This is a genomic window from Micromonospora sp. NPDC005686 (assembly GCF_042871665.1).
Taxonomy (GTDB): Bacteria; Actinomycetota; Actinomycetes; order Mycobacteriales; family Micromonosporaceae; genus Micromonospora.
In genome coordinates this window covers 109,462-121,604 of the sequence record NZ_JBIAIY010000014.1, presented here as the reverse complement: position 1 = coordinate 121,604, position 12,143 = coordinate 109,462, and the positions used below count along the sequence as shown (strand labels likewise).

Sequence of the window (12,143 nt, the reverse complement as noted above, 5' to 3'; positions counted from 1 at the left end):
GCCCGGTAACATTCCGAACCCGGAAGCTAAGCCCTCCAGCGCCGATGGTACTGCACTCGGGAGGGTGTGGGAGAGTAGGACACCGCCGGACAAACTTCCAGTCGAGGGCCGCCCCAGCAGGGGCGGCCCTCGACTGCGTTAGCGTTCTCGGCGGAAACGCCATCAGGAAGGATGTACCTGTGAGTTCAGGACCGCAGGGCGGGGACCGCCCCCGTCGTTACGAGGATCGCGCCGACCGCGGCCAGGGGCGTGGTGACGCCGGCCGCGACGGTCGTCGCGATGACCGTCCCTCGTACCGGGGCGGCCGCGACGACCGCCCCGGCGGCTTCCGTGGTGGCGACCGCGACAGCGGCGGCCGTGGTGGTGACCGTCGCGAGGGCGGTTTCCGTGGTGGTGACCGCCGTGAGGGCGGTGCCCGCGAGGGTGGCTTCCGCGGTGGCGACCGCCGTGAGGGCGGTTTCCGTGGCGGCGACCGCGACAGCGGCGCCCGTGGTGGTGACCGTCGCGAGGGCGGTTTCCGTGGTGGCGACCGTGACAGCGGCTTCCGGAGTGGAAGCCGTCCGGGCGGCGACCGTGAGGGTGGCTTCCGTGGTGGTGACCGTCGTGAGGGCGGTGCCCGCGAGGGTGGCTTCCGTGGCGGTGACCGCCGTGAGGGCGGCGGCTTCGGCGGTGGTGACCGCCGTGAGGGCGGTTTCCGTGGCGGTGACCGTCGTGAGGGCGGTTTCCGTGGTGGCGACCGTCGTGAGGGCGGTTTCCGTGGTGGCGACCGTGACAGCGGCTTCCGGAGTGGAAGCCGTCCGGGCGGCGACCGTGAGGGTGGCTTCCGTGGTGGCGACCGTCGTGAAGGCGGTGCCCGCGAGGGTGGCTTCCGCGGCGGTGACCGCCGTGAGGGCGGTTTCCGTGGCGGTGACCGTCGTGAGGGCGGTTTCCGTGGTGGCGACCGTGACAGCGGCTTCCGGAGTGGAAGCCGCCCGGGCGGCGACCGTGAGGGTGGCTTCCGTGGTGGCGACCGTCGCGAGGGTGGCTTCCGTGGCGGTGACCGCCGTGAGGGCGGCGGCTTCGGCGGTGGTGACCGCCGCGAGGGTGGCTTCCGTGGTGGCGACCGCCGCGAGGGCGGCGCCCGCGAGGGTGGCTTCCGCGGCGGGGATCGTCGTGAAGGTGGCTTCGCCGGTGGTGACCGCCGCGAGGGTGGCTTCCGTGGCGGTGACCGTGATGGAGGCTTCCGCGGCGGTGAGCGTCGTGAGAGCGGATTCCGCGGTGGTGACCGTGAGGGCGGTTTCCGGGGCGGTGAGCGTCGTGAGGGTGGTGCCCGCGAAGGCGGTTTCCGCGGTGGCGCCCGCGAAGGCGGTTTCCGCGGTGGCGACCGTGACGGTGGCTTCCGGAGTGGGAGCCGCGCGGGGGGCGACCGTCGTGAGGGTGGCTTCCGCGGCGGTGACCGTGAGGGCGGTTTCCGGGGCGGTGAGCGTCGTGAGGGTGGTGCCCGCGAGGGCGGCTTCCGCGGTGGTGACCGTCGTGAAGGCGGCTTCCGCGGCGGCGACCGCGACGGAGGCTTCCGCGGTGGGGACCGTCGCGAGGGCGGCTTCCGCGGTGGTGACCGTGAGGGCGGTTTCCGGGGCGGGGACCGTCGCGAGGGTGGCACCCGCGAAGGCGGCTTCCGCGGTGGAGACCGCGACGGAGGCTTCCGTGGTGGGGACCGTCGTGAGGGCGGCCACCAGGGTGACAACCGCCGGCAGGGCTACGCCGGTGGCGAGCGCCGCGACGACGGGTTCCGCGGCGGTGACCGCGACCGTGGCTTCCGGCGCGACGACCGGAGTGATGACCGGCGGCCGGGCGGTTCCCGGGGCGAGCGCGACGGTGAGCGCCGCGGCTACGGCGACCGGCCGGGTGGCGACGACCGCCGCGGCAACTACGGCCCGCAGCGGGAGCGCCGGGACGAGCAGGGCGAGGGGCGTACCGGTGAGGCGCCGGAGCTGCCGGACGACGTTGTCGCGAGCGACCTCGACACGGCCGTGCGGGCGGAGCTGCTCTCCCTCGCCAAGCCGGTGGCGGAGACTGTCGCCCGGCACCTGGTCGCGACCGGTCTGCTGATCGACGAGGACCCGACGCTCGCGCTGGCGCACGCCATGGCGGCCCGCCGGCTCGCCTCGCGGATCGCCGCCGTGCGGGAGGCCGTGGGGCTGGCCGCGTACCACGCGGGCGAGTGGCAGACCGCTATCGCCGAGCTGCGGACGTACCACCGGATGAGCGGGCTGCAGAGCCACCTGGCGGTGCTGGCCGACTGCGAGCGGGCGCTGGGCCGGCCGGAGCGGGCCATCGACCTGTTCCGCGGCGCCGACCGCGACAAGCTCGACCAGGCCGTCGCGATCGAGCTGCTGATCGTGGCCGCCGGGGCCCGTGGCGACCTCGGGCAGAAGGACGCCGCGGTGGCGATGCTCCAGGTCCGCGAGCTCAGCGGCGACTCGACCGAGCCGTGGGCGGCGCGGCTGCGCTACGCGTACGCGGACGCCCTGCTGGCGGTGGGCCGGCGCGAGGAGGCGCGGGAGTGGTTCTCCCGGGCCGCCGACGTCGACACCGAGGGAGAGACCGACGCCGCCGAGCGGCTGCTGGAGCTGGACGGCGTGGTCATCGAGGGCGATGAGGAGCCGGAGGACGACGCGGACGCGTCCGAGCCGTCGGCCGAGGCCGCCCGCGGCGAGGACGACCTCGACGACGACGAGGACGGCGACGACCTCGACGGCGACGACCTCGACGACGACGACCTCGACGACGACGAGGACGGCGACGACCTCGACGACGACGACCTCGACGACGACGAGGATGACGACGACGATGACGACGACGATGACGACGATGACGACGATGACGACGACGATGAGGACGATGACGATGACGACGACGAGCGGCTGAGCAACGACGACTCCGTCTCGGGTGCGGGCGGGGACGCGGCGCGGGCCGGCTACCGGGACCGGGACGCCGGCGACCTGGACGACGACGCGCTGACCGACGCCGAGGCCGGCTCGTTCGCCGCCGGCGCCACGACGGCCGACGCCGAGGCGCCGACCACGCCGGCCACGACCACGCCGGACACCGGCGCCGTGACCGCAGACGGACCGGCGCCCGACGTCACCCCGGCGGACGAGGCCGTCCGGCCCGCGCCGGGCGACGCCGCGGCCGGCGAGGGCGAGGCCGGCGAGGGCGAGGCGGCGGAGCGCCGATGACCGGGTACGCCGGTGACACCGCCTCCGGCGCGGATCGGGGAGAACCCGACCGCGCCGGGGCGGGCGGTCGGCTGGTCGACGCGTACTCGCTCGTGGTCTTCGACCTCGACGGCGTCATCTACCTGATCGACCGGCCCATCCCCGGCGCGGTCGAGGCGGTCGGCCGGCTGCACGCCGAGGGGCGCGCGGTCGCGTACGCGACGAACAACGCCTCCCGCCGCTCCAGCGAGGTGGCCGACCTGCTCACCGGCATGGGCGTCGCGGCCCGGCCGGCGGAGGTGCTCACCTCCGCGGCCGCCACCGCCGAACTGCTCCGTGACCGGCTGCCCGAAGGTTCACCAGTGCTCGTGGTCGGTGCGGAAGCGCTGCGCGCGGAGCTGCGCGCGGTGGGCCTGCGGCCGGTGTCCACGGCCGACGAGGAGCCCGCCGCGGTGGCCCAGGGCTACGGCCCGCAGGTCGGCTGGTCCGACCTGGCCGAGGCGTCCCTCGCGGTACGCGCGGGCGCCCCCTGGTACGCCACGAACACCGACCGCACCCTGCCCAGCCCGCGCGGCCCGCTGCCGGGCAACGGCTCGCTCGTCGCGGTGCTGCGTACCGCGCTGGGCCGCGACCCCGACGTGGTGGTGGGCAAGCCGGAGCCGGCGCTGTTCACCACCGCCGCGCGGCGGGCCGGGACCGGGCGCACCCTCGTGGTGGGCGATCGGCTGGACACCGACATCGAGGGCGCCCGCCGGGCCGGGCTGGACAGCCTGCTGGTGCTCACCGGCGTCAGCGACGCCGCCGAGTTGCTGGCCGCACCGCAGGAGCGTCGCCCCGCGTACGCCTCGTTCGACCTGGCGGGTCTGTTCGACCCGGCCGCGGTGGTGGCCGTGCCGGGCCGGGAGAACGCGGGCGGCTGGTCGGTGACGGAGTCCGGCGGGAATCTCGTGCTCGACGGCGCGGGACCGCCGCTGGAAGCGCTGGCGGCGCTCTGCGGAGTGGCCTGGTCGACGGCGTGCGGGCCGCGCGTGCGGGCGCAGTCCCCGGCGGCGGCCGAAGCGCTCGCCGCGTTCGGCCTCGACGACTGAGGCGCCGGCCGCTCAGAGCAGCTTGCGGAGCTTCATCAGGTCGAACGGGTTCGCCTTGATCGAGACCCGCCGGGAGGCCACCGCCGACATCACGTCGAGCCGGCCGTTCACCAGCGCGACGAGATCGTCGCTGCCGGTGCTCAGCGCGATCTTCGCCTTCGGGTCGTCGCCGTCGGCCAGGTCGACCAGCCGGCCATCCTCCAGCCGCCCGTGGAACGCGGTGCCGAGATCGGTGATCCGGCAGGCCAGGGTGCGGTCGAGGTCGATGCGCCCCTGCGCCTCGGCGTTGCGGTCCAGCCGCGCGGCCAGGTCCTGCAACGCCTGCCGGCACTCGTCCACGCTGGCCACATCGTCTCCTCACCATGAACCACGCCGTTCCCGGCACCGTACCGCAATGGGACGTCCGGGGTGCCCGGTAGCGTGGCACCTGCACACCTCGCCCCGCGGAAGGACTCAGGCATGCAGGACGCGTGGCGCGCCTACCTCGAGCTGGCCATGGGCCTGACGGAGGCGCCCCGGAAGAAGGCACAGGACGCGGTCATGCGCGTCGTCGGCCAGGGCGGCGCGACCGCCGCCCAGATCCAGACGCTCGCCGAGGAACTGGTGGCGACCGGCCTGGCGAACCGGGAGTCGCTGACCAAGCTGGTCCGCTTCGAGGTGGACCGGGCACTGGGCGCGGTCGGGCTGGCCACCGCCGACGAGGTTGCCGAGCTGACCCGCCGGGTGCACGACCTGGAGCGGCAGTTGCGCGAGGCGCGCGGCCACCTCGGGCCGGGCGACACGCCGCCCGCCGGAGCGTCCGAGCCCGCCGCCACACCGGCCGCACCACCGTCCGGCGCGACCGCACCGCAGAGCGAGCCGTCCCGCGTCGGCTCGGCCGGCGCCGAGCCGTCGAATGCGGCGCAGTCCGGGGCCGGGCAGCCGAAGACCGGATCGCCCGCCGCCGAGTCCTCGCTCGCGACGACGCCGACGAAGGCCCCCGCGACGACGCCGACGAAGGCCCCCGCGACGACGCCGACGAAGGCGGTGGCGAAGAAGACGGTGGCCAAGAAGGCGATCGCGAAGAAGCCGCCCGCCACCGTGGCCCGTACCCCTGCCGACGATTTGCCCGCCGCGCCCGCCCGGCCGGCGAAGAAGGCCACCGGGCGCCGGGCGGCCGGCTCGTGACCGCGCCCCGGCCCGGGCCGCCGCCGGGCCCGCGGCCCGGGCCGCCCCCGGGGGCACGCCCCGCGCCGGTCGAGGAGGTCGGCGAGGCGCGGCACCCGGCGGTGGACGCCGCGGTGCTCGGCATGGCCAACGCCGAGGCGCTCGCGCCGGCCGACCAGATCGCCCAGTACGAGGCGGCGTACGAGACGCTGCGCGAAACCCTCGCCACCATCGACCAGGCCTGAGCAGAGGCGGAGACACACCTGATGGCTCGTCGTACCCGGTTGGACGCCGAACTGGTCCGGCGCGGCCTGGCCCGCTCCCGGGAGCAGGCCGCCGCGCTCGTGGAGGCCGGTCGCGTCCAGCTGCGCGGAGTGCCGGCGCGGAAGGCCGCGGCGATGGTCGACCCGGCCGACCCGCTGCTGGTCACCGGCGAGGATCCGGCGCAGGAGTACGTCTCCCGGGGCGGCCACAAGCTGGCCGGCGCGCTCGCCGCGTTCGCCCCCGGCGGGCTGGGCGTCACCGGCCGGCGCTGCCTGGACGCCGGCGCGTCGACAGGCGGTTTCACCGACGTGCTGCTGCGCGCCGGCGCCGCCGAGGTGGTCGCCGTGGACGTCGGCTACGGGCAGCTCGCCTGGTCGCTGCGGACCGACGAGCGGGTCCGGGTGTTCGAGCGCACGAACGTGCGTACCCTCACGCCGGAGGCGATCGGCGGCCCGGTCGGCCTGACGGTGGCCGACCTGTCGTTCATCTCACTGCGTCTGGTGCTGCCCGCGCTGGCCGCGTGCACCGGCCCCGGCGGTGACCTGGCGCTGATGGTCAAGCCGCAGTTCGAGGTCGGCAAGGAGCGCGTCGGCGCCGGCGGCGTGGTCCGCGATCCGGCGCTGCGGGCGGAGGCGGTGCTCGACGTGGCCGCGGCGGCCGCCGGGCTCGGCCTCGGCCTCGCCGGTGTGGCGGCCAGCCCGCTGCCCGGCCCGAGCGGCAACGTCGAGTTCTTCGTATGGTTGCGCGGGGACGCGCCCGCCGCGGACCCGGAGCGGGTCCGCGCGGTGGTGGCCGCCGGCCCGCAGGGCGCCGCCGCGACGGCGGCCACGACCGAGGAGGTGTCCGGGTGAGCCGTACCGCGCTGCTGGTCACGCACACCGGCCGTCGACGCAGCACCGAACACGCCCGCGCGGTGGCCGCCGACCTGATCGCCGCCGGTTTCGAGGTGCGGGTGGTGGCCGAGGAGGCCGACGACCTGGACCTGCCGGGCGTGGTGCCGGTGACCGGCCCGGAGGCCGCCGAGGGCGCCGAGATCGTGTTCGCGCTGGGCGGGGACGGCACGTTCCTGCGCGCCGCCGAGCTGGCCCGCCCGACGAAGGTGCCGCTGCTCGGCATCAACCTGGGCAAGGTCGGCTTCCTCGCCGAGGCGGAGATCGACGACCTGGACACCGCCGTACGCGACGTGGTCGAGCGCAACTACACGGTGGACGAGCGGCTCACCCTCGACGTCACCGCCGAGTTCGAGGGCGGGCCGACCATCGAGTCGTGGGCGCTGAACGAGATCAGCGTGGAGAAGGGCGAACGCGCCCAGATGCTGGAACTGCTCGTGGACGTGGACGGCCGGCCGCTGGCCCGGTACGGCTGCGACGGCGTGATCTGCGCGACTCCGACCGGCTCGACCGCGTACGCGTTCTCCGGCGGCGGGCCGGTGGTCTGGCCTGAGGTGGAGGCGCTGCTGCTGGTGCCGATCAGCGCGCACGCGTTGTTCAGCCGCCCGCTGGTGACCGCGCCGACGTCGACGTTCGTCATCACCGTCGACCCGTTCACCACCCTGGCGGTGCTCTGCTGCGACGGGCGGCGCGTCTACGACCTGCCGCCCGGCGCCCGGGTCACGGTGCGTCGTGGCACGTTGCCGGTGCGCATCGTGCGGCTGCGGCCACGCCCGTTCACCGACCGGCTGGTGGCCAAGTTCGACCTGCCCGTACAGGGCTGGCGGGGCAATCGCCGCTGACCAGCGGCTCAGCGGAAATCTCCGTTCGGCCCACCGGCCCCGGCGCTCGCGCGCGTTACGGTGGGCGTACGGGCCGCGAAGAGGTGAGTCCGGACGCGGCGGTGAGGCCCGCCGCTCCCCGGATGCGGCCCATCTGTCGCGGGCTCGGCCAGGGGGTGGTCGGGACCGCGACGGTCGGGACGCCGGAGCGTCGTAGCCGGCCGCGGCGGGCGGACCGGCATGCCGAGTCCGGTCGGGTGTCGACCCCGGCCGGGCCGACAGGTCGCAGGGCCGCCGCCGGAGGAAGCGGCGGCACGCGACCTGGGCGATGCGGTCTCCGGCGTCCCGGCCCCACTCCGTCGTGCCCGTGTCCACCTGGCGACATGTCGCCGGTGCGGCGGCCCGGTCGGCCGGCGTACCGCGGTCCGACCGTCCACCACGGCCAGACGCACCGGCAGCCGGTCCCGCACCCGGGCCTGCTCACCGGCGTGTACGCCACGCTCCACGTCGGCCGGCGTGCCCGGCTCCAGCAGCATCGCCCGTTCGTGGATGGCGCGGTAGCGCACGACCCGGGCCAGCGCGTCCTCCAGCACGGGATTGAACTGTACGGTTGCCCGCGTCCGGCCCGGCCGGCTGGTCAACTGTCACACGGCGGGGCTACTGTCGGGTGCTGTGCTGGAAGAGCTGCGCATCACCGGACTGGGCGTCATCGAGGACACGACGCTGTCCCTGGCCGCGGGGATGAACGTCATCACCGGCGAGACCGGCGCCGGCAAGACCATGGTGGTGACCGGCCTCGGCCTGCTCTTCGGCGGCCGAGCCGACGCCGGCCGGGTGCGCGCCCAGCCGGGCCGCGCGGTGGTGGAGGGCCGGCTGCGGCTGGGCGGCCGGGTGGCCGAGTCGGTCCACGCCCGGATCATCGACGCCGGTGGCGAGCCCGACGATGACGGCTCGCTGCTGCTCAGTCGCACCGTCACCATCGAGGGCCGCTCCCGAGCGCACCTGGGCGGCCGCGCCATGCCGGTGTCCACGCTCGGCGAGGTCGGCGAGCAGGTGCTGGCCGTGCACGGCCAGTCCGACCAGCTGCGCCTGCTGCGCCCGGCCGAGCAACGCGCCTCGCTCGACCGGTTCGCCGGGCCGGAGCACGAGAAGCTGCTCGACGCGCTGCGTGAGACGTACGCCAGGTGGCGCACCGTCGTCGACGACCTGGCCGACCGGCGGCGCAACGCCCGGGAGCGCAACCAGGAGGCCGACCTGCTGCGCCTGGGCCTGGACGAGATCACCCGGGTCGACCCGCAGCCGGGGGAGGACGACGAGCTGAAGGCCGAGGCGCAGCGGCTGGAGCACGCCGAAGGGCTGCGCACGGCCGCGCAGGTGGCGCAACAGTGTGTGGCCGGTGGCGTGGAGGCGGCCGACGAGACGCCGGACGCGAGCGCGCTGCTCGGCTCCGCGCGGCGCACCCTCGAGGCGCAGGCCGGCACCGACCCGGCGCTGGGTGAGCTGGCGGCCCGGCTGGAGGAGGCGGCCACGCTCGTCACCGACGTGGCAGCGGAGCTGTCGGCCTATCTGGCCGCGCTGGACGCCGACCCGGCCCGCCTGCAGACCGTCTACGAGCGGCGGGCCGCGCTGCGCGGGCTGACCCGCAAGTACGCCGACGACGTCGACGGCGTGGTGGCGTGGGCCGAGCGGGCCCGGACCCGGTTGTCCGATCTGGACACCTCCGACGAGTTGCTGGACGAGCTGGACCGCGAGGCGACCCGGCTTGCCGGTGAGGTGGCCGACCTCGCCGGCCGGCTGTCGGCGTCCCGGCGGGAGGCCGCGGTCCGCTTCGCCGAGGAGGTGACTGTCGAGCTGGCCGGGTTGGCCATGCCGCACGCCCGCATCGAGGTGGCGGTGCTACCGCGCCCGGCGGGCCGGTCCGAGCCGAGCCTGCCGGTCAACGGTGTCGAGACCGGCGTCGGCGCGGACGGCGCCGACGAGGTGGAGTTGCGGCTGCTGGCGCACCCGGGTGCGCCGGCGCTGCCGTTGCAGAAGGGCGCCTCCGGCGGCGAGCTGTCCCGGGTGATGCTGGCCATAGAGGTGGTCTTCGCCGGGTCCGGTGGCCCGCCCACGTTGGTGTTCGACGAGGTCGACGCGGGCGTCGGCGGCCAGGCCGCGGTGGAGATCGGTCGCCGGCTGGCCCGGCTGGCCCGCAGCCACCAGGTGCTCGTGGTCACGCACCTGCCGCAGGTGGCCGCGTTCGCGGACCGGCACCTGGTGGTGGCCAAGGACACCGGGGGAGCGGTCACCACCAGCGGGGTGCGTGTGGTGGAGGACACCGAACGCGCCCGGGAGCTGGCCCGGATGCTCGCCGGTTTGCCGGACTCGGATCTGGGTATCGCCCATGCCGAGGAGCTCTTGGCCGTGGCGGCAAAGGAAAGGCGTCCGTGAGACGCCGATTGTGAGCGCAAGCACACCGGCGCGGGTCCCGGTGTGCTTCCCTGGGTAGGCGGCCCTGCTCAGGCATGTCGCGACAGCAAAACCTGCCTCACATGCCAGGATGGTCACGATGCGTCTACCCACACTGCGCCGGAGCCGGAACCCGGAGCCGGGCTCCATCGTCGGCACCGCGCGCCTGGACCGCCGCACGAAACGGCTGGTCGGGCGGCTGCGGCCCGGCGACATCGCGGTCATCGACCACGTCGACCTGGACCGGGTGGCGGCCGACTCGCTCGTGGCGGTGGGTGTGGCGGCCGTGCTGAACGCGAAGCCGTCGGTCTCCGGCCGCTATCCGAATCTCGGCCCCGAGGTGCTGATCTCGTCCGGCATCCCGCTGCTGGACGACCTCGGCGAGGGCGTCTTCGAGCAGGTCCGCGAGGGCGATCGGGTCCGCATCGAGGGCAACACCGTCTTCGTCGGCGAGGAGCCGGTCGCGCACGGCTCGTTGCAGGACGCCGAGACCGTGGCCAAGTCGATGGCCGACGCCCGGGAGGGTCTGTCGGTGCAGTTGGAGGCGTTCGCCGCCAACACGATGGACTACCTGCGGCAGGAACGCGACCTGCTGCTCGACGGCGTCGGCGTGCCGGAGATCCAGACCCAGGTCCAGGGCCGGCACTGCCTGATCGTGGTGCGCGGCTACGACTACAAGGCCGACCTGGACGTGCTGCGCCCGTACATCCGGGAGTTCAAGCCGGTGCTGATCGGCGTGGACGGCGGGGCTGACGCGCTGGTCGAGGCGGGCTACACGCCGGACATGATCATCGGGGACATGGACTCGGTCACCGACGACGTGCTGCGCTGCGGCGCCGAGGTGATCGTGCACGCCTACCCGGACGGGCGGGCGCCCGGTCTGGCCCGGGTCAACGGGCTCGGCGTGCCGGCGATCACCTTCCCGGCGGCGGCCACCAGCGAGGACCTGGCCATGTTGCTGGCCGACGAGAAGGGCGCCTCGCTCCTGGTGGCGGTGGGCACCCACGCCACCCTCGTCGAGTTCCTGGACAAGGGACGCGGCGGCATGGCGTCGACGTTCCTGACCCGGCTCAAGGTGGGCGGCAAGCTGGTCGACGCCAAGGGCGTCAGCCGGCTCTACCGGCAGAGCATCTCCGGGTCGTCGCTGCTGCTGCTGGTCCTGTCGGCGCTGGCCGCCATGGCCTCCGCCGTGGCGGTCTCCACCGTCGGGAAGGCGTATCTGGGCGTGGTCTCCGAATGGTGGGACAATTTCGTGTTCCAACTCGGCCAGCTCTTCTAGCCCTCCCGACGATCAAGAGGCTGCAAGCGTGATCAACTTTCGTTACCACGTGGTGTCCCTGACCGCGGTGTTCCTGGCACTGGCGATCGGCCTGGTGGTCGGCACGGCCGCCCTCAACGGGCCGGTTGCCGACTCGCTCCGGGAACAGGTCAACGGCCTGCGTAAGGACAACTCGCTGATGCGCCAGTCGGTGAACAGCATGCAGAAGCAGTTGGAGACCGAGGAGGACTTCGCCGCCGAGATGGCCCAGCTCGTCCTGCCCGGCAAGCTGACCAGCCGCCGGGTGCTGGTGTTCACCCTGCCCACCGGCCGCGACCAGGCGGACGGCGTGGTGAAGATGCTCCAGACCGCCGGCGCCGACATCACCGGCCGGATCAACGTGCAGGACAAGTTCGTCAACCCGGACAGCAACAACAACCTGCTGGAACTGGCGGTCACCGCGGCCCGGCCGAACAGCGCCCCTACCGGCAACCTGCCCGGCAACGGGCACGGCGTGGAGACCTCCAGCGCGCTGCTGGCCAACGTGCTCGTCGACCGCCCCGCCGGAAGCCCGCCGGTCAGCGAGGCCGACCGGCGTGCCGTGCTGGAGCAGTACGCCACCGCCGGATACCTCACCCCGGCGGACCGGATCTCCGCCGCCGCCGAGGCGGTGGTGATGGTCACCGGCCAGCCGTACGTGGACAAGGACTCGGCGAAGAAGGACGAGTCGGTGGTGAAGATCGCCGAGCAGTTCGACCGGGCCGGCGCGCTGGTGGTGGCCGGCATGGGCTCGACCGGCGGGAACCTCGTCTCCGTGGTCCGCGGCGACCCGGTGCTGTCGCAGACCATCTCCACCGTCGACAACGCCAACACCGTGCAGGGTCAGCTCGCCACCAGCCTGGCCCTGGCGGAGCAGCTCACCGACAAGAAGACCGGCCAGTACGGCGTGGGCGACAACGCCGCGGCCCGGGTGCCTACACTGCCCCGGTGACCGCTCCGGGCCGCCCGGTCCGTGCCGTGTCGCGTTCGAA

General features: G+C 74.5%; 11 protein-coding genes and 1 rRNA gene. 10 read left to right on the top strand and 2 right to left on the bottom strand.

Going from position 1 to position 12,143, the window contains the following annotated elements:
• Nucleotides 1-91, top strand: a 5S ribosomal RNA gene (gene rrf / locus ACFYON_RS26775); the annotation flags it as partial.
• A 94-nt stretch (nt 92-185) separates the two neighbouring features.
• Here rrf and ACFYON_RS26770 read toward each other — a convergent pair.
• The gene (locus tag ACFYON_RS26770; protein ID WP_387321145.1) at nt 186-2,066 is read right to left on the bottom strand and encodes a hypothetical protein; all 1,881 of its coding nucleotides are present in this window, start codon (nt 2,064-2,066) and stop codon (nt 186-188) included.
• On the opposite strand from ACFYON_RS26770, the gene ACFYON_RS26765 reads away from it, so the two are divergent.
• Together ACFYON_RS26765 and ACFYON_RS26760 are read left to right on the top strand one after the other, a co-directional pair.
• Complete coding sequence (locus ACFYON_RS26765; RefSeq protein WP_387321143.1) at nt 2,010-3,218, top strand: tetratricopeptide repeat protein; 1,209 nt, start codon at nt 2,010-2,012, stop codon at nt 3,216-3,218. The two genes, ACFYON_RS26770 and ACFYON_RS26765, sit on opposite strands and share 57 nt — an antisense overlap.
• Nucleotides 3,215-4,285 carry an HAD-IIA family hydrolase gene (locus tag ACFYON_RS26760; protein ID WP_355047600.1) on the top strand — a complete coding sequence of 357 codons (1,071 nt, stop codon included), beginning with the start codon at nt 3,215-3,217 and terminating at the stop codon, nt 4,283-4,285. The genes ACFYON_RS26765 and ACFYON_RS26760 overlap by 4 nt, the downstream gene beginning before the upstream one ends.
• Nucleotides 4,286-4,297: 12 nt before the next feature.
• Here the strand turns inward: ACFYON_RS26760 and ACFYON_RS26755 are convergent, their stop codons facing one another.
• A complete protein-coding gene (locus ACFYON_RS26755) occupies nt 4,298-4,633 on the bottom strand; it encodes an SCP2 sterol-binding domain-containing protein (RefSeq protein ID WP_387190853.1) in 336 nt (111 codons plus the stop codon).
• Nucleotides 4,634-4,744: 111 nt separating this feature from the next.
• On the opposite strand from ACFYON_RS26755, the gene ACFYON_RS26750 reads away from it, so the two are divergent.
• From ACFYON_RS26750 to ACFYON_RS26720, 7 genes are all read left to right on the top strand, one after another.
• Nucleotides 4,745-5,452, top strand: a complete 708-nt coding sequence (locus ACFYON_RS26750; protein ID WP_354874425.1) for a hypothetical protein — start codon at nt 4,745-4,747, stop codon at nt 5,450-5,452.
• Nucleotides 5,449-5,676: a hypothetical protein gene (locus tag ACFYON_RS26745; RefSeq protein ID WP_354874423.1), complete on the top strand. Its 228-nt coding sequence runs from the start codon at nt 5,449-5,451 to the stop codon at nt 5,674-5,676. Before ACFYON_RS26750 ends, ACFYON_RS26745 begins: the two co-directional genes overlap by 4 nt.
• Before the next feature lie 21 nt (nt 5,677-5,697).
• Nucleotides 5,698-6,546: a TlyA family RNA methyltransferase gene (locus tag ACFYON_RS26740; protein WP_354874421.1), complete on the top strand. Its 849-nt coding sequence runs from the start codon at nt 5,698-5,700 to the stop codon at nt 6,544-6,546.
• The gene (locus tag ACFYON_RS26735; RefSeq protein ID WP_354874419.1) at nt 6,543-7,427 is read left to right on the top strand and encodes an NAD kinase; all 885 of its coding nucleotides are present in this window, start codon (nt 6,543-6,545) and stop codon (nt 7,425-7,427) included. The genes ACFYON_RS26740 and ACFYON_RS26735 overlap by 4 nt, the downstream gene beginning before the upstream one ends.
• A 651-nt stretch (nt 7,428-8,078) precedes the next feature.
• The gene (recN, locus tag ACFYON_RS26730; RefSeq protein ID WP_354874417.1) at nt 8,079-9,836 is read left to right on the top strand and encodes a DNA repair protein RecN; all 1,758 of its coding nucleotides are present in this window, start codon (nt 8,079-8,081) and stop codon (nt 9,834-9,836) included.
• A 118-nt stretch (nt 9,837-9,954) separates the two neighbouring features.
• Nucleotides 9,955-11,133, top strand: a complete 1,179-nt coding sequence (gene steA / locus ACFYON_RS26725) for a putative cytokinetic ring protein SteA (RefSeq protein ID WP_354874415.1) — start codon at nt 9,955-9,957, stop codon at nt 11,131-11,133.
• Nucleotides 11,134-11,161: 28 nt separating this feature from the next.
• Nucleotides 11,162-12,103: a copper transporter gene (locus tag ACFYON_RS26720; protein ID WP_355015285.1), complete on the top strand. Its 942-nt coding sequence runs from the start codon at nt 11,162-11,164 to the stop codon at nt 12,101-12,103.
• Nucleotides 12,104-12,143 lie beyond the last annotated feature (40 nt).